At 45.0% G+C, this 24,273-nt stretch carries 25 protein-coding genes and 1 tRNA gene; 10 read left to right on the forward strand and 16 right to left on the reverse strand.

Features of this window, described 5'->3' with window-relative positions; genetic code table 11:
* Positions 1 to 132: 132 nt before the first annotated feature.
* The 5 genes from ABWP14_RS07285 to ABWP14_RS07305 are packed head-to-tail and all read left to right on the forward strand — an operon-like array spanning position 133 to position 4,292.
* Positions 133 to 1,500 (forward strand): M16 family metallopeptidase, encoded by a 1,368-nt coding sequence (locus ABWP14_RS07285; protein ID WP_353202315.1) that lies wholly within the window; start codon positions 133 to 135, stop codon positions 1,498 to 1,500.
* Positions 1,500 to 2,846, forward strand: a complete 1,347-nt coding sequence (locus ABWP14_RS07290) for a M16 family metallopeptidase (RefSeq protein WP_353202316.1) — start codon at positions 1,500 to 1,502, stop codon at positions 2,844 to 2,846. The genes ABWP14_RS07285 and ABWP14_RS07290 overlap by 1 nt, the downstream gene beginning before the upstream one ends.
* A 6-nt stretch (positions 2,847 to 2,852) precedes the next feature.
* Positions 2,853 to 3,476: a 16S rRNA (guanine(966)-N(2))-methyltransferase RsmD gene (gene rsmD / locus ABWP14_RS07295; protein ID WP_353202317.1), complete on the forward strand. Its 624-nt coding sequence runs from the start codon at positions 2,853 to 2,855 to the stop codon at positions 3,474 to 3,476.
* A gap of 36 nt (positions 3,477 to 3,512) precedes the next feature.
* Positions 3,513 to 4,019 (forward strand): pantetheine-phosphate adenylyltransferase, encoded by a 507-nt coding sequence (gene coaD / locus ABWP14_RS07300; RefSeq protein WP_353202318.1) that lies wholly within the window; start codon positions 3,513 to 3,515, stop codon positions 4,017 to 4,019.
* A gap of 6 nt (positions 4,020 to 4,025) precedes the next feature.
* Entirely contained in the window at positions 4,026 to 4,292 is a 267-nt protein-coding gene (locus tag ABWP14_RS07305; protein ID WP_353202319.1) for a YfhL family 4Fe-4S dicluster ferredoxin, read from the forward strand.
* Here ABWP14_RS07305 and pth read toward each other — a convergent pair.
* From pth to ABWP14_RS07335, 6 genes are all read right to left on the reverse strand, one after another.
* A complete protein-coding gene (gene pth / locus ABWP14_RS07310) occupies positions 4,289 to 4,879 on the reverse strand; it encodes an aminoacyl-tRNA hydrolase (RefSeq protein WP_353202320.1) in 591 nt (196 codons plus the stop codon). The genes ABWP14_RS07305 and pth overlap by 4 nt on opposite strands.
* 97 nt (positions 4,880 to 4,976) lie before the next feature.
* A complete protein-coding gene (locus tag ABWP14_RS07315; protein WP_353202321.1) occupies positions 4,977 to 5,624 on the reverse strand; it encodes a 50S ribosomal protein L25/general stress protein Ctc in 648 nt (215 codons plus the stop codon).
* A gap of 134 nt (positions 5,625 to 5,758) precedes the next feature.
* The gene (locus ABWP14_RS07320) at positions 5,759 to 6,715 is read right to left on the reverse strand and encodes a ribose-phosphate pyrophosphokinase (protein ID WP_353202322.1); all 957 of its coding nucleotides are present in this window, start codon (positions 6,713 to 6,715) and stop codon (positions 5,759 to 5,761) included.
* Between the two features lie 66 nt (positions 6,716 to 6,781).
* Positions 6,782 to 6,858, reverse strand: a tRNA-Gln gene (locus tag ABWP14_RS07325).
* 5 nt (positions 6,859 to 6,863) lie between these two features.
* Positions 6,864 to 7,748 (reverse strand): 4-(cytidine 5'-diphospho)-2-C-methyl-D-erythritol kinase, encoded by an 885-nt coding sequence (gene ispE, locus ABWP14_RS07330; protein WP_353202323.1) that lies wholly within the window; start codon positions 7,746 to 7,748, stop codon positions 6,864 to 6,866.
* Entirely contained in the window at positions 7,741 to 9,222 is a 1,482-nt protein-coding gene (locus tag ABWP14_RS07335; protein WP_353202324.1) for a lipoprotein insertase outer membrane protein LolB, read from the reverse strand. The genes ispE and ABWP14_RS07335 overlap by 8 nt, the downstream gene beginning before the upstream one ends.
* Positions 9,223 to 9,257: 35 nt before the next feature.
* Here ABWP14_RS07335 and mutM point away from each other — a divergent pair, with 35 nt between their 5' ends.
* The gene (mutM, locus tag ABWP14_RS07340; RefSeq protein WP_353202325.1) at positions 9,258 to 10,094 is read left to right on the forward strand and encodes a bifunctional DNA-formamidopyrimidine glycosylase/DNA-(apurinic or apyrimidinic site) lyase; all 837 of its coding nucleotides are present in this window, start codon (positions 9,258 to 9,260) and stop codon (positions 10,092 to 10,094) included.
* Positions 10,094 to 11,224 (forward strand): A/G-specific adenine glycosylase, encoded by a 1,131-nt coding sequence (gene mutY / locus ABWP14_RS07345; RefSeq protein ID WP_353202326.1) that lies wholly within the window; start codon positions 10,094 to 10,096, stop codon positions 11,222 to 11,224. The genes mutM and mutY overlap by 1 nt, the downstream gene beginning before the upstream one ends.
* Here mutY and rapZ read toward each other — a convergent pair.
* The 9 genes from rapZ to ABWP14_RS07390 all read right to left on the reverse strand — a co-directional run bounded on the left by rapZ (position 11,169) and on the right by ABWP14_RS07390 (position 17,598).
* On the reverse strand, positions 11,169 to 12,059 hold the full coding sequence (rapZ, locus tag ABWP14_RS07350) for an RNase adapter RapZ (RefSeq protein ID WP_353202327.1): 891 nt from the start codon (positions 12,057 to 12,059) through the stop codon (positions 11,169 to 11,171). The genes mutY and rapZ overlap by 56 nt on opposite strands.
* A 3-nt stretch (positions 12,060 to 12,062) precedes the next feature.
* Positions 12,063 to 13,049, reverse strand: a complete 987-nt coding sequence (hprK, locus tag ABWP14_RS07355; RefSeq protein ID WP_353202328.1) for an HPr(Ser) kinase/phosphatase — start codon at positions 13,047 to 13,049, stop codon at positions 12,063 to 12,065.
* The gene (locus ABWP14_RS07360) at positions 13,046 to 13,507 is read right to left on the reverse strand and encodes a PTS sugar transporter subunit IIA (RefSeq protein WP_353202329.1); all 462 of its coding nucleotides are present in this window, start codon (positions 13,505 to 13,507) and stop codon (positions 13,046 to 13,048) included. The genes hprK and ABWP14_RS07360 overlap by 4 nt, the downstream gene beginning before the upstream one ends.
* A gap of 33 nt (positions 13,508 to 13,540) precedes the next feature.
* Positions 13,541 to 13,864: a ribosome hibernation-promoting factor, HPF/YfiA family gene (gene hpf / locus ABWP14_RS07365; RefSeq protein WP_353202330.1), complete on the reverse strand. Its 324-nt coding sequence runs from the start codon at positions 13,862 to 13,864 to the stop codon at positions 13,541 to 13,543.
* Positions 13,865 to 14,047: 183 nt separating this feature from the next.
* Positions 14,048 to 14,815, reverse strand: a complete 768-nt coding sequence (lptB, locus tag ABWP14_RS07370; protein WP_353202331.1) for an LPS export ABC transporter ATP-binding protein — start codon at positions 14,813 to 14,815, stop codon at positions 14,048 to 14,050.
* Complete coding sequence (locus ABWP14_RS07375; RefSeq protein ID WP_353202332.1) at positions 14,812 to 15,381, reverse strand: LptA/OstA family protein; 570 nt, start codon at positions 15,379 to 15,381, stop codon at positions 14,812 to 14,814. The genes lptB and ABWP14_RS07375 overlap by 4 nt, the downstream gene beginning before the upstream one ends.
* Position 15,382: 1 nt before the next feature.
* The gene (lptC, locus tag ABWP14_RS07380) at positions 15,383 to 16,027 is read right to left on the reverse strand and encodes an LPS export ABC transporter periplasmic protein LptC (protein ID WP_353202333.1); all 645 of its coding nucleotides are present in this window, start codon (positions 16,025 to 16,027) and stop codon (positions 15,383 to 15,385) included.
* Positions 16,028 to 16,030: 3 nt separating this feature from the next.
* On the reverse strand, positions 16,031 to 16,603 hold the full coding sequence (locus ABWP14_RS07385; RefSeq protein WP_353202334.1) for a KdsC family phosphatase: 573 nt from the start codon (positions 16,601 to 16,603) through the stop codon (positions 16,031 to 16,033).
* 2 nt (positions 16,604 to 16,605) lie between these two features.
* Positions 16,606 to 17,598: a KpsF/GutQ family sugar-phosphate isomerase gene (locus ABWP14_RS07390; RefSeq protein ID WP_353202335.1), complete on the reverse strand. Its 993-nt coding sequence runs from the start codon at positions 17,596 to 17,598 to the stop codon at positions 16,606 to 16,608.
* An 11-nt stretch (positions 17,599 to 17,609) separates the two neighbouring features.
* Between ABWP14_RS07390 and ABWP14_RS07395 the strand changes: the two genes are divergently transcribed.
* Entirely contained in the window at positions 17,610 to 19,592 is a 1,983-nt protein-coding gene (locus ABWP14_RS07395) for a monovalent cation:proton antiporter family protein (RefSeq protein ID WP_353202336.1), read from the forward strand.
* Positions 19,593 to 19,594: 2 nt separating this feature from the next.
* Here ABWP14_RS07395 and uvrA read toward each other — a convergent pair whose 3' ends face one another.
* On the reverse strand, positions 19,595 to 22,483 hold the full coding sequence (uvrA, locus tag ABWP14_RS07400; protein ID WP_353202337.1) for an excinuclease ABC subunit UvrA: 2,889 nt from the start codon (positions 22,481 to 22,483) through the stop codon (positions 19,595 to 19,597).
* Between the two features lie 37 nt (positions 22,484 to 22,520).
* On the opposite strand from uvrA, the gene ABWP14_RS07405 reads away from it, so the two are divergent.
* Together ABWP14_RS07405 and ssb are read left to right on the forward strand one after the other, a co-directional pair.
* Positions 22,521 to 23,705 carry an MFS transporter gene (locus ABWP14_RS07405; protein ID WP_353202338.1) on the forward strand — a complete coding sequence of 395 codons (1,185 nt, stop codon included), beginning with the start codon at positions 22,521 to 22,523 and terminating at the stop codon, positions 23,703 to 23,705.
* A gap of 74 nt (positions 23,706 to 23,779) precedes the next feature.
* Complete coding sequence (ssb, locus tag ABWP14_RS07410) at positions 23,780 to 24,235, forward strand: single-stranded DNA-binding protein (protein ID WP_353202339.1); 456 nt, start codon at positions 23,780 to 23,782, stop codon at positions 24,233 to 24,235.
* Positions 24,236 to 24,273: the final 38 nt, after the last annotated feature.

Consider the following 24,273-nt stretch of genomic DNA (forward strand, 5'->3'; position numbering starts at 1 on the left):
ATCAAACCAAGCTTCATCAGTCTGGCTAGATTTGAAAAGAGATCCGAGGGTTTTACTTAAGCCGAACATAATCGATACAATTTAAACCTTGCATTTTATCAATTTAATTCTTGGGATATGGTGATTTAGCAGATGCGTTCTAATTTACTCCGTTTTTTCTTTTCCTTACTACTAGTTAGCCCATTAGCATGGGCTTCGGCAGGTAATCCTCCACAAACTCATGAGTTTAATTTGAGTAATGGCCTCAAACTTATTGTGAGGGAAGATCATCGCGCCCCTACGGTTGCTCATATGGTTTGGTACCGCGCCGGCTCTATAGATGAGACTAATGGCAAAACAGGAGTGGCTCACGTGCTTGAGCACATGATGTTTAAGGGCACTAAAAAAGTGAAGTCAGGAGATTTTTCTCGTTTAGTTGCTGCAGTGGGTGGTCGTGAGAATGCATTTACATCGCGTGATTACACTGCCTATTTTCAGCAAGTAGAAAAGTCAAAGCTTGAGGAAGTGATGAAGCTCGAAGCCGACCGAATGTCTAATCTGAGCTTTGATGATGCAGAGTTTGATAAAGAAATTCAGGTCATCATGGAAGAGCGTCGTCTTCGTACAGAAGATAATCCAAGCAGCCTTCTCAATGAGTCATTAATGGCTACAGCCTTTATGAGTTCACCTTATCGTTATCCTGTCATCGGCTGGATGAATGATCTAATGAATATGAGAGCAGTGGATGCGCGCGATTGGTATCGCAGTTGGTACGCGCCAAATAATGCAACTGTTGTTATCGCTGGTGATGTGGATCCACAGAATATGTTGAGGCTGGTGCAACAATATTATGGTGTTGTCCCCCCCCATGAATTGCCAGTGCGTAAGCCGCAAATTGAGCCACCCCAAAGAGGTATCAAGCAAGTAGAGGTAAAGGCTCCAGCCGATAGCGCTCAGATATCGATGGCTTGGAAGGTTCCCCGCCTTGAGCCAGGTAAGTTGGATGATCCAGAGCCATATGCCCTAGAACTTTTAACAGCCGTCCTAGATGGATATGACAATGCTCGCCTTAATCGAGTTTTAGTCAAGCAGGAGAAAGTCGTCAATGATGTCGGTGTAGGTTATGACATGGTTTCTCGTGGGCCAGAGTTATTTCTAATTGGTGCAACGATGGCTAAAGGTAAGACAGTGGCCCAAGCACAAGTGAGTATTCGAAAAGCCCTAGAAGAGCTCAAGCAAAAAGGAATTTTGGAGTCTGAACTCAAGCGTATAAAAGTGCGCATTCTGTCTAACCAAATCTATAAGCGAGACTCGATCTTCGGACAGGCAATGGAAATTGGTAGTAATGAGATGGCAGGCTTTTCTTGGAAAGACATTGATTACATGTTGGAGAAAATGCAAACCATTACACCAGCCCAGGTACAGGCAGTAGCTAAAAAATATTTAGTAGATGAAGGTTTGACAATTGCTACATTGGATCCTCAGCCACGTAAAACTGAAGTAGCCAAGGGGAGTAAATAATGCGCACTCTCAATAGAGGATTATGGCTTGTCATTCTGACGCTAGGCCTTATCCAAAGTGCATACGCAATTTTGCCGATTGAAAAATTAGACTCATACAAAGGTGCCAAGGTATTTCTAGTGCAAACCAAAGCCTTACCTATGGTAGATATTGAAATCAGCATTGATGCTGGTGACCGCTATGACCCAAGCAATAAGAGTGGCTTAGCTGATATGGCTGCAGGCCTCATGAGTTATGGTGCGCGTGGCGATAAGGGCGTATGGACTGAGGCACAGATTGCTGATGAGATTGCTGACTTGGGTGCCAGTATTGGCGTATCGGCAGGCGGGGAACGCACGATCATGCGTATTCGGAGCTTGAGTCGTAAAGACTTGCGAGATAGAGCAGTCCAATTGGCTGCGACCATGCTCAGCTCGCCTTTATACGATGCCAAAATTCTGGAGCGTGAAAAACAACGCTCAATCACTAATTTGCTTGAAGCAGAAACAAAACCAGAGTTCGTACTCGATCGTAGGTTTAAAAAATCAGTCTATGGTAACTATCCCTTAGGCAATTCTCCATCAGTCAAATCGGTGAGTTCAGTTAGTGTTTCTGACTTAATGCAATTTCATAAAACGTTTTATCGTGGTGATCGGATCATCATTAGCATTGTTGGGGATGTCGATCGCGTACAAGCCGCCGAGATTGCGCAACGATTATTAAAGAAGCTTCCACAGTCTGGACCTGCTATCGCAGCATTGCCAACGCTTGGACGATCCCCTGTAGAGGGTTTGTCAGAGCGTGAAATTCAAATTCCGTTCGATAGTCAGCAGGCGCATATCGTCATGGGCATGACAGCCATTGCGCGCAATAATCCCGACTATTTTTCTTTGTTGGTCGGCAATTACGTGCTGGGCGGTGGTGGCTTTGTATCTCGTTTGATGTCTGAGGTCCGAGAAAAGAGGGGTCTTGCCTATAGTGTATCTAGTTACTTTGCCCCCGGAAAAGATGCTGGTATTTTTCAAGCTGGCTTACAAACCAAAAATGATCAAGCAACACTAGCGCTTGAAGTTCTCAGTTCGACGATTGCAAAGTTTATTGCTGACGGACCTGCAGTATCTGAGCTGGTGGCTGCAAAGTCGAACCTAGTCAATGGCTATCCTTTGCGTATTGATAACAATCGTAAATTATTGGATAACGTTTCCTCGATTGCTTGGAATGATCTTCCTATCGATACCATGGAGATTTGGACTAAACAGGTTGAAGCAGTTACTCTAGAACAAGTGACTACTGCATTTCAAAAATATCTTGCGATGGATCGTATGAAGATTGTGGTCTTGGGTGCTAAGAGCAAAGCCTCTCCTTAATGGTGCATGAATAAAACAGCCGCTAAGAAATCAATAAAAACTGAGCTACCTAAGAAAGTCAGAATCATCGGGGGTCTTTGGCGTAGTCGTTTGCTCTCGGTATTGGATTTGCCTGGGCTACGACCAAGCACTGACCGGATTCGGGAAACGCTATTTAATTGGCTTGGACAAGACTTAAGTGGCTTACGCTGCTTAGATTTATTTGCTGGTACCGGTGCGTTGGGATTTGAGGCGGCCTCCCGCAATGCAGAGACGGTAGTTCTTTTAGAAAAAGATAAAAAAGCCTATGTCAATTTGCAAGCAAACCTAAAGCTTTTGTTATCGACACCAGTTTCTGGAGTAGTAGAAATCTTGCATAAAGATAGTTTGGAGTTTTTAAAGCAACAAGCTGATCTTTCCAGCAATTTGATTTTTATAGACCCTCCCTTCCAAGATTTTGCGTTATTAGATCATTCGATCATTGAGGCATCCAGGGTCTGTGACGACTCCGCTGGCGGAGGTATTTATGTGGAGTTTTCCGCCAGCCGAAGGCGTGAGGAAGTAGAAGCCCTGATTCCTCAGTGGAATTGTGGAAAATACTTAGAGCTAGGGGCTGTAAAAGCCTGTCTATTTCGGAGTAGAAGAGACTAAAATCTTGCTTGTAGCTGATAAAGCCTTAGGAGATTTATGACTGTCGCTGTATACCCAGGAACATTTGACCCTTTTACTCGTGGTCATGAGGATTTAGTCCGTCGCGCATCTAGTATTTTTGATGAGCTGATTGTGGGCGTTGCCTCCAGTCGTAGCAAGCATCCTTTCTTTACTTTTGAAGAGCGTATTGATATTGCCAAGGAAGTATTGGGCCATTATTCGAATGTAAAGGTTGTTGGCTTTAATGGTTTATTAAAAGACTTTGCTCGTGATCATCATGCCCGTGTCATTGTGCGTGGCTTACGTGCGGTGTCTGATTTCGAATATGAATTTCAGATGGCTGGTATGAATCGCTATCTACTGCCGGACGTGGAGACATTGTTTTTAACGCCTTCCGACCAATACCAATTTATTTCAGGTACTTTCGTACGTGAAATTGCTTCCATGGGCGGTGACGTTAGTAAGTTCGTTTTTCCATCTGTCGAAAAATGGCTAGTCAAAAAGACTGCTGCGAACGAATTAAATAATAAGTCAGGTCAATAGCCCTCTATGGCTTTAATGATTACGGACGAATGCATCAACTGTGATGTATGTGAGCCCGAGTGCCCCAATGATGCGATTTACATGGGCCTAGAGATTTATGAGATTCACCCAGATAAGTGCACTGAATGTGTAGGGCACTACGATACGCCTCAATGCCGTCAGGTATGCCCAGTAGACTGCATCCCATTTGATCCAGCGCATAAAGAAAACCAAATGCAACTAATGGCTAAATACAATTTACTGCTGACTAAGAAAAAGGCTCAGTCGGCTTAAGTCTTAGAGTGCAACTCCAGCATGGCACCCGCTACATCACCTTTTAAGAAAAGCGGCAAAATTTTTAAGCCATTTTTAATGCTCTCATCAATCTGATTTTGTTCTGATCGTTGCGGTCTACGTAAAACGTAATCTGCTACATCCATGGCTTGTCCATCACCAGCTAAGTCTCTTGGGTGACCAATGCCAAGGCGCAAGCGCCAGTAATCAGGGGTTCCCAGGTGGGCTTGGATATCTTTTAAGCCATTGTGCCCCCCAGTACCACCACCTAATTTAATCCGAGCCGTGCCTGGCTTTAAATCTAGCTCATCTTGAATCACTAATATTTCTGCTGCTGTGATTTTATGAAAACGACAGAGTGCTCCAACGGCTTGCCCACTCAAATTCATGTAAGTGTTAGGCTTGAGAAGATAAATATCACTCCCTTCCCATTTGCCTTTGGCCACTTTTCCATGAAAGCGTTTTTCGGTTTCAAAGCGGACGCCTGATTGTTTTGCCAAGGCATCAACAAACCAGAATCCGGCATTGTGTCGATCATCTTCGTGCTCGTCTCCTGGATTGCCTAGGCCAACAATTAATTTAGTCATGGTGGGAGTTTAAAGATATAAGTGCTTTTGCACAAAAGAGAAAAAAGAAAGCCCGCTTGCGCGGGCCTTCTTTTGCATAGTAGGCAGCTTTAAATCATTAGGCCTTATCTTTGGTATCCGCAGCAGGAGCAGCTGCTGGGGCTGCAGCAGGCGCTGCAACTTCTTCAGTTTCAGCGGCTTTAACAGATGGAATACGTGCGTTTGCAATCACTGGATTCTCTTGTGAAACGTGCAATACCAATGCAACGCCTTTTGGCAATGTAACGTCTTTAGCGTGAATAGAGTGACCCACTTCAATTTTGCTCAAGTCCACTTCAATAAACTCAGGCAAGTCTGCTGGTAAGCAAGACACCTCGAGATCGTTGAGGATATGACTAATAACAGCACCTTGCAGCTTTACAGCAGTTGAAGTTTCAGCATTAGTGAAGTGCAATGGAATGCGCATATGGACTTTCTCAGTCGCAGATACGCGCTGGAAGTCAATGTGCAATACCAATGGTTTAAATGGATGCATTTGGTAATCGCGCAACAACACTTGTTGTGTCTTGCCGCCAACTTCCAAATCCAAAATAGATGAGTGAAATGCTTCCTTGCGGAGAGCATGAAACAGTGCGTTATGGTCTAACTCAATGACCAAGGCTGGATCTTTACTACCGTAAACGATTCCCGGAGTTTTACCGGAATTGCGCAGACGGCGGCTCGCACCCGTTCCCTGTACGCTTCTTTCAAAGGCTACAACTTTCATATTTAATTCCCTTTTAAGGTTAATTTCCGTTCGCGACCAAACGGAAAAGCCTTCGATTATATCGTGGGAATGGAGATTTTTGCCTACAAATGCCTCAAAACTACCAAAAAGCGGGATAAAACTGTATTTTGAGCTTATTCCGCAAACATGGACATGACCGAATCGCCCTTACTGATACGGGACAAAGTTTCGGCCAAGATAGGCGCCACACTGAGCTGACGTATTTTTGGCTCTTTCATGGCTTCTGGAGTCAAGGGAATAGTGTCAGTAACCACTAATTCATCTAATTTGGAAGAGGCAATACGAGCCACTGCTCCGCCAGATAGGACAGCGTGAGTACAGTAGGCGGTAACACCCTTAGCGCCACGCTCTTTAAGGGCTTCAGCAGCCTTACAGAGGGTTCCACCAGTATCAATGATGTCATCCATGATGACGCAATGACGGCCTTCTACTTCGCCTATAAGGTGCATTACTTCAGAGACATTCGCTTTGGGGCGTCGTTTATCAATAATCGCCAAATCTGTGCCTAATTGCTTGGCCATAGCACGGGCTCGAACAACGCCTCCGATATCTGGAGAAACAACAATGAGGTCTTTTTGGCTCTTCTGGGCCTGTAAGTCAGCCAAAAGAACTGGGGAGGAATAAATGTTATCAACGGGAATATCAAAGAAGCCTTGAATTTGGTCCGCATGCAGATCCATCGTCAGAACCCTTTCAATGCCGGCAACCGATTGCAACATGTTGGAAACGATACGTGCCGAAATAGCGACCCTGGCAGAGCGTGGGCGACGATCCTGCCTTGCATATCCAAAGTAGGGAATCACTGCGGTTATACGGCCTGCTGATGCTCGTTTTAGAGCATCGATCATGATCATCAGCTCCATCAAGTTATCGTTTGTTGGAGCGCAAGTAGATTGAATAACAACTACATTTTTACCGCGGACATTTTCTTGAATTTCAACCTGAATTTCGCCGTCCGAAAATCGACCCACAAAGGCTTTACCCATTTGGAGATTTAGCTCTTTGGCAACAGCCTTTGCCAAAACGGGATTCGCGTTGCCTGTGAATAAAGTCAATAAATCAGCGTTCATGTGGGCGGACATAGGCTTTTCGATGAGGGTTAGGGTCGAGTGTTTTATTTGTTATTTCTACAGTATTGGCAGGGGAAGAAGGATTCGAACCTTCGCATGCTGGAATCAAAATCCAGTGCCTTAACCAGCTTGGCGATTCCCCTACAGGTCATTCTGAAGAAATCAAATTGTAAGCGGGATTTTTATTTAACCCCCGAACAATCCTACCCACCCACCCTTTGGGGAGCGTTTGCAAAAGATTTTGGAGTTTTGCGCTATCAGTCTTAGGGTCTAAAACGGCAAAAACGCTACTTCCAGAGCCTGACATTCTGGGTTCAGAACCCGGTACCGCCTGGCTAATCCAATCTAAAGCTTGCTTCACTTCAGGGCATATTCGCAGCGCTACTGCCTGACAATCATTCGATTGTTTAAACTTTGGCGACGCAAGAAAGCCGTCAATTGTAATCGGAGCATGATCTCGGGTCAATTCAGGGTCTTGAAAAATGCTTGTAGTGGCAATACCTTGGTTCGGAAAAATCACTAAAAAGTCTTGAGTTTCCAAGGCAACTTCTTGAATTTGTTCGCCTACACCTTCAACAAAGGCATTTTTTCCAAAGATGAAAAAGGGCACATCGGCCCCCAGTTTTAATCCCAACATGCTTAAGGTTTGTTTATCTAACTTTAGATCCCATAAAGCATTTAAGCCAATCAAGGTTGTGGCTGCATCTGAAGAGCCTCCACCTAAACCAGCACCCATCGGTATATTTTTTTGAAGACTAATTTCAACACCAGTTTGAGTATGGCAAAAATCTTTTAGTAAGTTTGCAGCGCGTACTACTAAATCTTGCTCTGGCGCAAGCTCGGGAATAGGATCAATGCGCCGTACTTCATTTTGGGGAATGAGTTTAAGGGTGACCGTATCGCACCAATCAATGAGTTGAAATACGGATTGCAGTAAATGATATCCATCAGATCTGCGACCAATAATATGTAGAAAGAGATTTAATTTAGCTGGCGAATGTAGCTCTAGAGTTTGTAAAGATAATTTAGTCATCAGGGCGATCAAATACTAAGCGAATATCAATCGACCCCACATTAGAGTTACGAGTCATCAATAACTTTTCTAAGCGATTTGAATCATCCCAACTGTAAATTAAATTCCAACCATCTTGATCAATTTTGCTGACTTGTCCTTTGCTATTTCTTTCTACGCTTGCGTTACTGCCGGGACGTATTTGGCCGCGCAACCAATCGGATAAGCCACGCGCAGGCAGGGGAAGACCTAAAGTATTTTGCACAAGAGAGTCCGCATCAACGGCTGTGACCACTTTACCATCGCGTTCAAGACTAGCTTCCCCTGGAGTAATCGTAATTTTGGCTATTGCACCTCCAACGGGATTACGTATTTCTAGGATGTCTTTTAGTTCATCTTGCGTCAAAGTAAAACCACCAGATCCACCTTGATTTTGGGTATTAGTTAGACCCGTGACTTTCACTGCAAAGCGACCATCCCAAGAACCCTTGGAGACTCGCTCTGAGACTGACCAGGTGGGCTTTAAACGTTTTAAAGTTTCTTTTAAGGTTGAATTATTAGCATCTAATTTTTGCCCTTGTCGCCACATCTCTTCCGCTTGCTCTGGTTGGTTCATGACCCACAATACTTCACCAGTATGCGCAGCAATATCAGCCTCAGGTTTTATATTAAATGCTTGTTGGAGCTGCTCCAAAGCAATGGCATTTTTACCAAGACGAAAATTGACCCAACCTAGGCTATCTAAGATAAAGCCATCCTTTGGTGATAGTTGATGAGCCTTGTTGATCAAGATAAAGGCTTCAGATAATTTGAGATTACGGTCTGCTAATGAATAACCTAAAGCATTCAGTGCATTTACATCATTCGGATTTTTACTCAAAATTTCACGTAATGTTTTTTCCATGACATCTAAACGACCCACTTTTTCTGCTGCCATTGCATAGGTGTATACCAGGGTAGCGTCGTTTGGTGAAAGCTTGATCGTAGAGGCGATTTCATAAAAAGCATTCAAAGCTTCCGATTCATTTTTTGCTTTTCCAAGCAAACTTTGTAATTGCTTTAATGTATTTTCTTGTTGAGCGGGGGTTTGTTGCTTTAATAAATTAATCGCAGGCTTAATAGCATCTGACCAGCGGTCACTGAGGATCAGCAGGGTAACTAGGACTTCTTTGGGTTTGGTATCCGAGGCGGGCGTTAAGTTATCCCAAGATTGAGCTGCCTGAAGCGCTAATGAAGGGGAGCCATTCGTAATGGCAATTTCCATGGCTCTTTGGGCTAGGCGAGGGTCGTTGTACTGGCGAGCCATCTCTAGATAAGTATTAAAGGCAAGCCCTGCTTCCCCACGTTGCAAGGCAATCTCAGAGGCGAGGACCTCAAAAACAGCCTCCCCAGACTCAAGGCCGTTACTTTGGGCCTGGGCTGGAAGAATCAGTCCTGCAGCCAGAAAAGTGACCAGCAAAACTTGCAAAAGTGGCTTTAGTCTTAATTTACTCATAAGCACATTCTAATCTGCGAATCTACAATCCATTGATGCCAGAACTTCCAGAGGTAGAAGTCACCCGATTAGGTATTGCCCCTCATTTGATAGGGCGCAAGATTAGCGCCGTCAAAGTGATTGATGGGCGCCTACGTTGGCCAGTACCACGCAATTTGCCCAAGATCTTGCAGGATCAAAAAGTCCACTCAATCGAGCGCAGGGGCAAGTATTTGCTAATGGCATTAGATACGGGATATTTACTCTTGCATTTGGGGATGACGGGAACCCTGCGGGTATTGCCCAGTTCAGATTTGTTAAAGCCACATGATCGAGTCACTTTTGAGTTCGGCAAGTTGAGTTTGCGTTTGCACGATCCCAGAAAGTTTGGTGCAGTTTTATGGCACCCGAATACAAAAGGCACGATTGATAAAAATGCCTTGTTACAAAAGTTGGGTACAGAACCATTTGCTCCAGAGTTTGCTGGGGAGCTGGGTGGCCGGATTTTGTATGAGCGGTCTCGCAGACGCAGTATTGCAGTGAAACAGTTTTTATTAGCGGGTCAAGCAGTAGTTGGCGTCGGTAATATTTATTGTTCAGAAAGTCTATTCGAGGCAAAGATTCATCCTGCTAAAGCGGCTGGAAAATTAACTCGCCCTGAATGTATTCGTTTGGCCAATGCAGTGCGCTTTATATTGCAAAAGGCGATTGATGCTGGTGGTAGTAGTTTGAAAGATTTTGTCAATAGCGAAGGTAATCCTGGATACTTCATGGTACAAACCAAGGCCTATGATCGTAAGGATCAGCCCTGTAAGGTATGTAAAACCCCTATCAAGCAAATTGTGCAGGGGCAGCGCTCCACCTATTTCTGCCCGCAATGCCAAAAGCGTTGATGAAGCAGTTCTCTAAAAAATTAATTGCTTGGCATCAGCAAAATGGCCGTTCTGGATTACCTTGGCAAGGTAACCGTGATCCTTATGCGGTTTGGGTTTCAGAAATTATGCTGCAGCAAACACAAGTAGCAACCGTATTAGAGCGCTACCCGCGTTTTATGAAGCGCTTTCCGACGGTGAAAAAATTAGCCGCTGCTGATATTGATGAAGTATTAGCAGAGTGGGCTGGATTAGGTTATTACTCCCGCGCGAGAAATTTGCATGCTTGTGCAGGTCAGGTGGTCGAGCAATTTTCTGGAAAATTTCCGAGCGATCCTCTCTTGTTAGAGCAACTCAAAGGTATTGGGCGCTCAACTGCAGGCGCGATTGCTGCCTTTGCTTTTCATGAGCGAGCTCCCATACTCGATGCGAACGTCAAACGTATTCTGGCGCGTATTTTTGCAGTAGACGGAGCATTGCAAGATAAGGCAGTAAATGAGCGGCTCTGGGAATTGGCCGAAGATCTATTGCCTAGTAAGCCAGCAGATATGCCTATTTATACCCAGGCCTTGATGGACTTTGGCGCAACCTGGTGCACTTCACGGAAACCGGTCTGTTTCAGTGGCGAGCGGAAATGTCCTTATTTGAAGGAATGCCAAGCGAACTTGAGCGATCAGGTTTTGTTATTTCCGCAAAAAAAAGTGAAAGCAAAATCTCCAGAATTGAATTGCGACATGCTTTTGATGAGAAGTGGCAATTCTGTTTTGTTGCAAAAGCGGGCAAGCAAAGCAATTTGGGGTGGTCTCTGGTCTCTCCCTGAGTCGCCTTGGAAGCCAAGAATATCAGCCATACAGGTCTTAGATATCAACACAAAAGATTTGCTGGCAGCAGCATTGCCGAATGAAAAGATTGCTACCTTATTAAAGTCATCTCAAAAGCTCATTCGGGGTGAGCAAATTAAACATGTCTTTACTCATCGTCGTCTATGGATGCAGATATGGGAAGCTAGCTTATCTAAGCCACTTGAATTTTCAAATACAGACTTAAAGTGGGTAGAGCTATCACAATTGGGGCGTTACGGATTACCGCAACCAATCAAAGTTCTTTTACAGCAATTGAGTCTAGTTCGCGGTGGCGGTCTAAAAAATTAAGCTGCAAGTTAACCAGTTCTTTTTGGGCTCTAAAGTGTTTGCTAATGCGATTCACTAGATAAACAGAGCGGTGTTGGCCACCAGTGCAACCGATAGCAACAGTTAAATAGCTTCGTCCATCGGCAATATAGTGCGGCAACCACTTATCTATGAATTGAATGATGTCACTTTCCATGCTGACTACTTCCGGAATTTTTTCTAAGAATTCTTTAACGGGTTTATCGTTACCTGTCAGAGGGCGTAAGATTTTGTCGTAGTGCGGATTAGGTAAACAACGAACATCAAAAACCAAATCAGCTTCACTGGGAACCCCTTTTTTGAAACCAAAGGATTCAAAAATGATTGTCAGTCCAAGAGGCTTATCTTGGAGTAAATCCCGAATCCAGGAGCGTAATGCATGAGCTGGAATATTACTCGTATCAATGCTGTGAGCTTGATTACGCAATGGCTCTAGAAGCTGACGCTCCTTATCGATCGCCTCAATGAGTGTTGCTGATTGTGACTGTTCTGCATTGGTAGATAGAGGATGGCGACGTCTTGTTTCTGAGAAACGCTGCACTAAAGTATTGGTATTAGCATTTAAAAAGACTACCCTTACCTGATGATTGCGTCCTAAGTTCTCTAAAATTGACGGAAGCTCTTCAATCGATTGGCCGCGACGTGCATCTATGGCAACAGCAACACGTTCACATTTTTCATTTTCGAGAGTGCTGATGAGATTTTCTAATAAAGAAACTGGGAGATTGTCTACGCAGTCGTAACCCGCATCCTCAAAAGCTCTTAGGGCTACTGATTTACCTGAGCCTGATATTCCGGTAATCAGATTGATTTGCATGATTTAAAGCAGGCGCCCTTGTGATTTCGTTGAGTCGGCTTCAGCGTTCATTTGTAAACGCTGGCGCTCCATAAATTCTTTTAGAGTATCAATGCCACGTAATTGCAAAATCGTATTTCGTACAGCCGCCTCAACCAGTACGGCTAAGTTGCGACCTGCAGCCACTTGGATTTTGACTGTACGAATTGGTACGCCTAGGACATCGATGTGTTGAGCTTCCAATGGCAATCTTTCGAATTCGCCATCCGTTCTTCGGACCAACTGAACAATCAGCCGTAATTTCAATTTACGACGAACAGCAGTTTCGCCAAAAATAGTGCGAATATCCAATAAGCCTAGCCCGCGCACTTCCAGTAAGTTGCGCAGAATAATTGGACAGCGGCCTTCAATATAGTCTGAACCTAGTCTGGCAAAGTCAACCGCATCATCGGCAACTAAGCCATGGCCGCGAGAAATAAGCTCTAGACCTAATTCACTTTTACCTAGTCCAGATTCGCCAGTAAGCAATACCCCTAAACCCAAAATATCCATGAATACGCCATGCATCGTAATTTGAGGCGCACCAATTTTGGTTAAGTAAATACGCAGATGATCAATCACCTCAGCAGCAGAAATACTAGTAGTAAATAGCGGAGTAGATGACCGTTGGCAAAAGAGTTGTAGGTCGGGATCCGCAGATTTTCCATCTGCAACGATGACACATGGTGGCGTTTTTGAAATTAAGCTAAAGATTTGCTCTTGCTTTTGCTCGAGCTCAAGTGCTGCGTGATAGTCAACCTCTTGTTCACCAAAGATTTGGATGCGACTAGGATGAATCAGATTTAAGTGGCCTACCAAATCTGAGCTGGCTGCGGCTGCCTTGACTGCTTCAGGTGGAAAGGTGCGGTCGGCACCTTCTAGGCCGCCAATCCAAGAAAGCTTGAGATCGGAAACATTATCATCAAAAATCTGTTGGGCAGTGACTCCATCTAAGAGTAAGGGTTGAGTCATTTTGGTAAACCCCACTGTTGAAGCAAGTTACATACTTTGCTGGGCTCGTTTGAAGAGGATAAAAATTGACGAGCATCCGAATCTGATAAAAGTTGCGCAATCGAAGACAAAATTTCAAGATGTTGTTGGGTCGCTTTTTCGGGGACTAGTAAAAAAATCAAAATAGATACTGGCTCACCATCGGGGGCAGCAAAATCAATCGCATTTTTTAATCGTATGAAGGCAGCAATTGGCTGCTTTAGACCTTTAACGCGACCATGAGGAATGGCAACGCCGGCCCCTAGAGCCGTAGATCCCAAATCTTCACGCGCATTGAGAAAGCCAACTACTGCATTTGAGTCAATACCAACTTGCTTAGAAAATAATTCCCCTGCGGCTGCAAATGCATCTCCTCTGTTATTAGCAGGGCTATCTAATGCAATGCAGTCAAGGGCAAAAAGATGAGTCAGGACATTCATATTCAATGATTATAGGTGTCCTGACGCACCAAATCACTCAAAATGCTTATCGTGATGATGATCTTGAATCTTTTCCTTGTGTTTTACGACTTGACGCTCGAGTTTATCGACGACTGAGTCCATCGCATGGTAGAGGTCTGCATGATGAGCTTCGGCAAAAAGTTCCTTGCCCTTGAGGTGGAGGGTGATCTCAGCGCTTTGACGGAGATCCTTTTCTTTGGCGTTATCGACAAGCAGAAAGGCTGAAGCATCAATGACATGGTCAAAGTGCTTTCGAATTTTGGCTAAGCCAGCCTCAAGGTGAGTGCGCATGGCGGGGGTAACTTCCACATGATGGCTATTAATTTTGAGATTCATCAGCAACTCCTTTTAAAAGTGCGTGCGCATGCTCATGCCCGGGGTGCGCAGCAAGCCCCTGAAATTCTGGAGGTATCGCTTTGGGAAGGAAGCTCATGAACCTCCAGCGTATCAGCGAATTTGTTGAAAACCAAGGGGGGAAGCACTTTTTTATTGCGTATCAGGCTGGGAAGCCCATCTGGCTTACATCCGGAAGTTTTCGCCTAGATAAACTCTTCGCACAGCGTCGTTTTGAATAATTTGATCAGGCTTACCTTCAGCCAAAACGCTACCCTCGCTAATGATGTAGGCGTGATCACAAATTCCCAGGGTTTCTCGAACGTTATGGTCAGTAATCAGAACCCCAATTTGGCGGTCACGCAGAAAGCGGACAATCCTCTGAATTTCCCCAACGGCAATAGGGTCAACGCCCGCAAATGGTTCATCTAGCAAAATAAATTTTGGTGAAGAGGCTAGTGCTCTAGCAATTTCTACGCGCCGCCTTTCGCCTCCCGAAAGAGATAGTGCTGGGTTGTTACGAAGATGAGTGATTTGTAATTCACCTAAGAGCTCATCAAGACGTTGTGCAATTGCTGCCTTGCTTAATCGCTTACCGCCTTGTACTTGCAGCTCTAGTACGGCTTGAATATTTTCGGCAACATTGAGCTTACGAAATACCGACGCCTCTTGAGGTAGGTAGGAGAGACCCATGCGTGCTCGCTCATGAATGGGTAGTTGGGTAATATCTGCGCCATCGAGCACGATATTGCCGCCATCTAAGGGAACTAAGCCCACAATCATGTAAAAAGAGGTCGTTTTACCCGCTCCATTTGGCCCTAGTAGGCCAACTACCTCACCGCATTTTACTTGTACGGATACGTCACGCACAACAGTTCTGGAGCCATAACGTTTCTGCAGGTGTTGCGCAGTAAGGGTTGGTGAATTATTGGTTTGATCTAAATCCGCTGTCATTTCTCTAATAGCACTTTTCGTCTTGGGGTGAGAATTGCTCTTGCCACGGGCAGGTCATCAGGTTTTATATCTTTTGGGGGTATGACTCGATAGTACTGCTTTACATCATCGTATTCAATTTTCCAGCCAGTCAGCTTGTCGAGCATTTGCATATTCAGAAGGCGCCTTAGAGTGGCATCACCAGTGAGTGTGAGCAACTCTGTCTTTGCATCATAGGTGGCATGAGCACTTCGACCTTGCATAAATTCATCAGCGCGTCCTTCGCGACGTTGTCTAAAGGTGGCGACTGCTTCAGGAGTACCCTTAACGTCAATAAATTCATAGCCCTGAGGATCAATTCGAATTTGACCATCTTCACCAGTGACGATGATGCTACCTTTGACTAGCAATATATCTCCATTGAGGTCATAAACTTGCGTCGTATCATTGCCAAATACTTTGTCCGCCTCAAGAATGATGGGCTTATCCTGATCAGCCTTTTCCGCATAGGCCAGTTGAAATACATTAACAACTACTAAGGCTAGGCATAGCAAAGCAAAAGGCAGATTAATCTTAAGGCTTTGCATGCTATTGAGCTTCCTTTGGCGCGCGCTCAATACGACCTTTTACTCTACCTAAAAGCCTCATACTCTGATCAACATTATTGAAAGTTCCCCCTACCGTGGAGTTCATGGTGGACATGCCTTGTTCGAGGATCATCGGCTTGTCGGTCTCAATAATGTCATCGTTAATAAATACCTTGAAATAACTTGAAGCAGCCAGCATTCGGGCACTTGCTGCTTGGGTCTCTGTAGCCGCTTGTGCAGGGCGATAGATTTGCGCATTATCGTATAAATCCATAATGGTGACATCACCATCTATGTGCCCAGTATCCGCTTTCACAGTGACTGGCGCCTTATTGAGTTGAAAGAGCCGCATGCGAGGTGTCAGAACATCCATTGAGGCGTCATCATCGTAATGGATTAGTTTTTTGCCGGTGACTCGATACTTAGTGGTTCCAAGCTCATTTAGGGCAGTCAATGTTCCATCCACAATAGTGTAATCAGGCTCGTGAAGTCGCACGCGCTCAAGGGTTGTTTTTTTTTCTTGAGGAGTATTTTTTTCAACCAAATAAAAAGTCAGCAGCGTCAGTAGCCCCATTAGTAGCAGAGGCATCAAGCCTAGGAGCGCACGAAAGACTCCTACTTTGATTTTTTGAGAATTCAATACCATGACTTACTGACAAGCCTTATTCAAAAGTTCTTCGTAACGGTTTTGGGCTTTCAGTATGAGATCACATACTTCGCGCACTGCGCTATTTCCGCCTGCACGAGTAGTTACGAAATGGACATACTCTTTTACTGACTCATGAGCCTGTGCTGGGCAAACACGAAAACCAGCACTCTTCATCATGGCAAGATCTGGCCAGTCATCACCCATCACAGCACAATCTTTTGGAGTCATCCCCATAGATTTGAGTATCTGATCTAAAGCAAGCGCTTTATTTTCAACTCCCATATGCACCTGTTTAATTCCGAGCTCTTCGCAACGGGCTGATACCATTTTGGAATGACGACCAGTAATGATGGCTGTTGGAATACCAGATTGCTCTAATAATTTGATACCTAAGCCATCTTGAATATCAAAAGCTTTCAAGGCTTCCTTTCCGTCAGCGCCAATCCATACTTGACCATTGGTTAACACGCCATCTACATCTAGGACTAGTAGCTTGACCTTGCTCGCTCGCTCCCAGGCTTGTGGGTATTCAGTACTAGGGTTTGTGACGTGGGTGCTAAAAGCGTTCGGCATCGTTAAATAACTTTGGCTGCAAACAAGTCATGTAGGTTGAGCGCTCCCAAAAGAGTGCCTGAAGTATCTGTTACCACTAGCTGATTGATACGATGCTTTTCCATCATCTCAATAGCTTCTTCGGCAATCAACTCAGGTGGGATAGTGCGTGGCTTAGAAGTAGTTGCATCCTTGATAGTCACGCCATCAAGATTGCTTGTTTTTTCTAGTAGGCGACGTAAGTCACCATCAGTAAAGATTCCAGTAACCTTCTTTGCATCATCTAAGGTAATTACCATGCCCATCCGTTTAGATGTCATTTCTAATAAGGCCTCTTGAAGTGTGGCATTGATAGAAATCTTCGGCGTATCTTCAAGGGGGCGCATCACTTCACTAACATGCATCAATTGTTTGCGACCCAATCTGCCACCAGGGTGTGAGCGGATAAAATCTTCCGCTTCAAATCCTCTGGCATCTAACAGAGCAACGGCTAGGGCATCACCCATTGCTAAGGTTGCGGTAGTACTGGTGGTGGGCGCTAGATTTAATGGACACGCCTCTTTTTCTACACTGGTATCAAGGTGGGCGTCTGCTAATTTAGCGAGTGAAGATTGTGGTGCGCCTGTAAGGGCAATTAGTTTCGCGCCAGTTCGCTTAACGATGGGAACAATCATGAGGAGCTCCTCAGTTTCCCCTGAATTGGAAAGAGCCACAAAGACATCATCACGCGTCACCATTCCTAAGTCACCATGGCTGGCTTCAGCGGGGTGTACGAAAAAGGCGGGTGAACCAGTGGAGGCAAATGTGGCGGCAATTTTGCGAGCAATATGGCCTGATTTACCGATGCCTGAGACGACGATACGGCCTTTGCAGCCATGCAAGAGATCTACTGCAAGGACAAGGGCATCAGCATTGGCCCCTTCCAGGCGATCACGCATAGTTTGCAGGGCTGCAGCCTCAATAGTGAGGGTGTCGCGCGCAAGCTTTAGGGTTCGTTCACGAGTCTTAGCTATCATCGAGTAAGTATATGCCGTCAGTCCTTCATTTAACTCTCATTCTCTTGGCCTCTGGTGTGGCCGGAGTGGTTATTTTCCGCTATTTTGGCTTACCCCCTATTTTGGGCTATTTAGCCATTGGGGTCTTGATAGGCCCCCATGCTTTGGGTTTGGCAAGCGATACGGCCACCGTCAAGTATCTAGCGGAATTTGGGGTAGTTTTCTTGATGTTCTCAATTGGCCTGGAATTTAACCTTCATAAGCTAAGGGCAATGCGTTCGATCGTATTCGGCCTTGGTGGCAGCCAAGTCATTTTGACTATCTTGTTGACGGTACCAGCAAGCTTTCTGATGAATTGGGTATATCCAATTTCTTGGCAAGCAGCAATTGCATTGGGTGGTGCTTTAGCAATGTCATCAACTGCGATTGTGACCAAGCTTATTTCTGACCGTGCTGAATTAGAGGCTGAGCATGGTCGAAATGTTGTTGGTATTTTGCTATTTCAAGATTTGGCTGTGGTCTTTTTACTGATCTTGTTGCCATCGCTTGGAAAAAACCCTACAGATTTATTTGTTGCCTTGACAACCGCATCTATCAAGATTTCGATTGCCTTGATCTTGATTTTCTTCATCGGCCAATCGTTGATGAGTCGCTGGTTCAGATTGGTTGCAAAGTTGCGTTCACAAGAGTTATTCATGCTCAACCTCCTTCTCATTGTTTTGGGTATGGCTGGTTTAACTGAGTATTTTGGTTTGTCATTGGCGCTGGGAGCATTTTTGGCAGGCATGTTGATTTCTGAAACACCTTATCGCCATCAAGTGGAAGAAGACGTTAAACCTTTCCGTGATGTGCTTCTAGGCCTTTTCTTTATTACGATTGGGATGTTGCTCGATTTCAATGTGATTCGGGAACAGTGGGTCTTAGTTTTGCTGCTGCTGATAGGCCCACTAGTATTTAAGTTTGGATTGATTGCCATTCTCTCCCGGGCCTTTGGTTCTAGCTTGGGTGTATCGATTCGTACGGGTTTATGTTTGGCGCAAGCGGGCGAATTCGGTTTCGTTCTATTAACCCAAATCGATGGCTTAGATTTAATTGATCCAATACTTAGCCAGGCAGTGCTAGCGGCGATGTTGATCTCCATGTTCTGCGCTCCATTCTTAGTTGAATATAGCGACCGGATAGCAATGCGTTTTTCAAGTAATGAATGGTTACTACAATCTCTGGCGTTAACACGCGTAGCTGCAAAAAGTGTTCGTAATGAAAACCATGTTGTGATTTGCGGATTTGGACGTTCGGGGCAAAGTTTGGCTCGTATGCTTGATCAAGAAAAGATTCCTTATATTGCTTTGGACTTAGATCCTGATCGAGTCAAGGAGGCAGCAGCTGCCGGTGACAATGTGGTCTATGGCGATGCAAGTCGCGAAAATTATCTCAATGCGGCAGGTCTTAATCGCGCTAAGGCAGTAGTCATTACCTATGCAGATACTGTCGCAAGCTTACGTGTACTGAGACAAGTCGAGCAATTACGACCGGGAATGACAGTGCTGGTTCGTACTCGAGATGATGCTGATATTGCTAAGCTACAGGCGGCAGGTGCAACCGAGGTTGTGCCTGAGCTGATTGAGGGTAGTCTGATGATTGCTTCCCATGTGCTACTCATTATGGGTGTGCCGATGCGTAAAGTGGTAAGAAGAATTACTACTGCTAGAGAAGAGCGTTATAGCTTATTAAGGGGCTACTTCCGTGGCTCAGCTGACGATGATTTTGGTTCTAATGAATCTTGGAGGCTACATTCGATTACCTTGCTGCCAAAATCACAAGCAGTTGGTAAGACGCTTGGTGAGCTTCACATAGAAAATGAGGGTGTGAGCGTCCAGGCAGTAAGACGCAAAGGCCAGAACTCTGATTATGTAAAGCTGAGCCTATCTCCAGACTTGCGCCTAGAAGCGAATGATATTTTGGTGATCTCAGGTAATTCAGAGGCAACTGATTTAGCCGAAGCTAAATTACTCTGAGCTTATTTCTTCTTCTTGGTAGTAGGGGCTTTACGTGTCAAAAGTGCTGCCAAGTAGTGTCCAGTAAAACTGGCTGCGTTCTTAGCAACATCTTCTGGGGTTCCAGTAGCAATAATTTGTCCGCCACCAGCCCCGCCCTTAGGCCCAAGGTCAATAATCCAATCGGCAGTCTTAATCACATCTAAGTTGTGCTCAATGATGACGATTGTGTTTCCTTGCTTCTTGAGAGTCTGAATCACTGTCAGAAGAAGCTGAATATCATGGAAATGCAGACCTGTTGTTGGCTCATCCAAGATATAGAGCGTTCTACCCGTATCACGCTTGGAGAGTTCAAGGGATAATTTCACGCGTTGTGCTTCACCGCCAGATAAGGTGGTAGCACTTTGTCCTAGCTTTACATAACCCAATCCAACATCAAGCAGGGTTTTGAGTTTTCGTTTTACTACTGGCACTGCTTCAAAGAACTCATGTGCCTGCTCGATTGTCATCGACAGTACTTCATGAATATTTTTACCTTTGTAGCGAATATCGAGAGTTTCACGGTTATAGCGTTTACTGTGACAGATATCACAGGGAACATAAACATCTGGCAAGAAATGCATTTCTACTTTAAGAACGCCATCGCCTTCGCAAGAATCACATCGGCCCCCTTTGACGTTAAAGGAGAAACGTCCAGCTTCATAACCACGCTCACGCGATGCTGGCACTCCGGCAAACAGCTCTCTGATCGGTGTAAAAAGTCCTGTATAGGTTGCTGGATTTGAGCGTGGCGTTCTGCCGATCGGTGATTGGTCTACGCTAATGACTTTGTCAAAATGCTCTAGACCTTTCATAGCTTCATGGGCTGCAGGTTCAGCATTAGAGCCATATAGATGTTGTGCAACAGCATGATGCAGGGTGTCATTAATCAAGGTAGATTTACCAGAGCCCGAAACACCTGTTACGCAAGTGAGAAGTCCTACTGGAATCTTGGCATGAACAGATTGCAAATTATTACCACGCGCACCAATAATTTCTAAGAAACGGTCATTGACTGGAATACGCTTTTCTGGAATCGCAATCGCTGCGCGACCAGCCAGATAGTCACCAGTCAAAGAGCGAGGGTTTGCTTCAACTTCCGCTGGCGTGCCCTGCGCGACAATTTCACCACCGTGCACCCCGGCACCTGGGCCGATATCAATCACCCAGTCAGACGCTCGGATCATATCTTCATCATGCTCAACTACTAACACGCTATTACCTAGGTCACGTAGATGTTTTAAGGTCCCAATCAAGCGATCGTTATCCCGTTGATGCAATCCAATCGACGGTTCGTCTAACACATACATGACACCCGTTAAGCCGGAGCCGATTTGTGATGCTAGACGAATACGCTGCGCCTCACCACCAGAGAGAGTGTCAGCACTGCGCTCGAGCGAAAGATAATCCAGTCCAACATCGTTTAAAAAACGTAGACGTGCACTGATTTCTTTCACAATCTTATCGGCGATTTCGCGTTTAGCACCTTTTAAATCGAGGGCTTCAAAATATTCTTTTGCTTCTTTCAGTGGCAAGGCACTGATTTCATAAATAGCGCGAGATTGCTTTTTCTCACCTACTTTTACAAAACGTGCCTCTTTTCGTAAGCGACTACCGTTACATTCTGGGCAGGTTTGTACATTTTGATAACGCGCCAGTTCCTCGCGAACTGTCATTGAATCCGTTTCACGATAGCGTCTTTCAAAGTTTGCAACAATGCCTTCAAAAGCATGTTCACGAGTACTATTTTTGCCACGCTCATTGATGTATTCAAATGGGATGGTGATATCACCAGAGCCCAAGAGGATCAGATCTTGCTGTTTTTTGTTGAGGGTTTCAAAGGGCTTCTCAACATCAAAGCCACCGTGCTTTGCCAAGGTTTGAAGTAGCTTGAAATAAAACTGATTACGACGATCCCAGCCTTTAATTGCACCAGAGGCAAGGGATAAATCAGGGTGTGCCACGATCCGTTTTGGATCAAAGAAGGACTGATGTCCTAGGCCATCACAGGAAGGACAGGCACCCATTGGGTTATTAAATGAAAATAGGCGTGGTTCAAGTTCTTGTAATGAATATGAGCATACAGGGCAAGCAAATTTGCTCGAGAAAATCATCTCTTTGCCAGTATCCATATTTACGATCATGGCTTTACCGTCAGCCAAGCGCAGCACGGTCTCAAAAGACTCAGCCAGTCGTTGTTGAATATCAGGACGTACTTTAATACGATCTACAACAACCTCAATTGAATGCTTATCGTTCTTCTTCAGTGTAGGCAGTTGATCAACTTCAAAAATTTCTGCTTTTGCTGCATTTGCTGTGCCACCACCAGAGCGCACCCTAAAACGAACAAAGCCTTGTGCCTGAAGGTCTTGGAAGAGATCTACAAATTCACCTTTACGTTCACTGACTACCGGCGCAAGAATCATGAGCTTCGTATCTTCAGGCATTGCCTGCACGGTGTCGACCATTTGCGAAACACTTTGTGCCTCTAAAGGTAAATCGTGATCTGGGCAGTGTGGTGTGCCAGCACGAGCAAACAAAAGGCGTAGGTAATCATGTATTTCGGTGACAGTGCCCACAGTAGAGCGTGGGTTATGACTAGTGGCTTTTTGTTCAATCGAGATTGCTGGTGACAGACCTTCAATCGTATCGACGTCGGGTTTTTCCATTAGTTGTAAAAACTGGCGGGCATAGGCAGAAAGCGATTCTACATAGCGACGCTGACCTTCCGCATAGAGCGTATCGAAAGCTAGGGAGCTTTTACCTGACCCCGATAGACCAGTCAGAACAACTAACTTTTCTCTGGGGATATCGAGATTGATGTTTTTGAGGTTGTGAGTGCGAGCACCACGGATTTTAATTTCGTTATTCATGATTTTTTAGCGTAACTTGTTAATATAGCTCTTTCCCATGAATTCTTCTGAACTTCGCTCCGCTCTTGCCTTAGCAGGCATCTTTGGCCTTCGTATGCTGGGCCTTTTCTTGCTTTTGCCTGTCTTTAGCATTCATGCCAAAGACTTACCTGGAGGCGACCAAGCCTTATTAATAGGGCTGGCATTGGGTATTTTTAATATTGTTCAGGCTTGCTTTCACATCCCCTTAGGCAGACTTTCTGATCGAATCGGCCGAAAAAAGGTCGTTTTATGGGGGCTATCCTTATTTGTTGCTGGAGCCTTAATTTGTGCCGCTAAGGATGATTTGCTTTGGATCTCGATTGGTAGAGGGGTGATGGGTGCTGGCGCAATTTCTGCCGCTGTTTCTGCTTGGGTTGCTGACCTGACTCGGGAGCAAGTGCGCAGTCAAGCCATGGCCTTGGTCGGCGTCAGTATTTCCCTATCATTTGCTATTTCCTTGGTTGTCGCTGCCCCGCTTTATCGCATGATGAGCTTAAGCGGGATGTTTTTGGTGCTGGCAATCTTAGGAATCGTGGCGATGTTGGTAGCGTATTTTGTATTGCCAAATAACAAACCTGAAGTTCATGCGCAGCAAGAATCAATTAAGGTGGTGTTTTTACGCCCAGAGCTCATGCGCCTAAACTTAGGGGTGTTTGTTTTAAATGCTACCCAAGTAGCAATGTTTTTAGTGGTGCCACGCCTATTAGAGCAAGCAGGATTTCCGCTTGCTGCACATTGGCAAATTTATCTCTCAGTCGTTTTACTGTCTTTTGTATTTATGGTCCCGCTTTTAATTTACGGAGAAAAAAAACAGCGCATCAAACTTGTCCTATTAATCGCCATCATTCTTTTAGTGATTGCTGAAATCATTTTCACTCAAGCTTCATCCGTGACACTGATTACTGTGGCATTGCTGATTTATTTTGTAGGCTTTAACTTACTAGAGGCTTTACAACCCTCATTAGTGACTCGTTATGCAAAAGAATCTAAGGGAACGGCTTTAGGGGTTTACAACACCACACAATCGATTGGTCTCTTTTCAGGCGCATTGTTGGGGGGTTGGTTAATGGATGCCCATGGTGATTTATCGGTCTTTACTGCTGGTACAGTCCTCTTAATTTGCTGGCTTATAATTGCGTGGTCAATGCGCGAATTGCCTGCAAGGACTGCAGATTTGCAGGATGCATCAGCAAAGACATAGCCTTAGTTTGTACTTAGAGTTTATAGTGCAATTTTTAGTCGTAATCACATCATCATTTTTCTTCGGGAGACAACATGGCTTCGGTAAATAAGGTCATCATCGTAGGTAACGTAGGGCGCGATCCAGAAACGCGTTATATGCCAAGCGGCGACGCAGTTACTAATATTTCAGTAGCAACATCTGATCGCTACAAAGATAAACAAACTGCCGAAATGAAAGAAACTACAGAATGGCATCGTGTTGCCTTCTTTGGTAAGCTTGCAGAGATCGCTGGTCAGTATCTTAAAAAAGGTTCGCAGGTTTATGTTGAGGGACGTTTACGGACACGTAAATGGACTGACGCTAGTGGCCAAGAAAAGTATTCCACTGAGATCGTTGCAGAAACGATGCAGATGCTGGGTGGTAAGCCTGTTGGCGGTAGCGGTGACGGTGGCGAAAGTTATAGTCGCTCAAAGGCATCTGATCAAACTGCACCAGCAGCATCTAATGCTGCTTCACTCGGTGCGATGGATGACGACATTCCGTTTTAAGTAACAGCGTAATAGCAAAAACCCCTTCTAGGATTTCC

Origin of the sequence: Polynucleobacter sp., from assembly GCF_040400325.1 — a bacterium.
GTDB lineage: Bacteria > Pseudomonadota > Gammaproteobacteria > Burkholderiales > Burkholderiaceae > Polynucleobacter.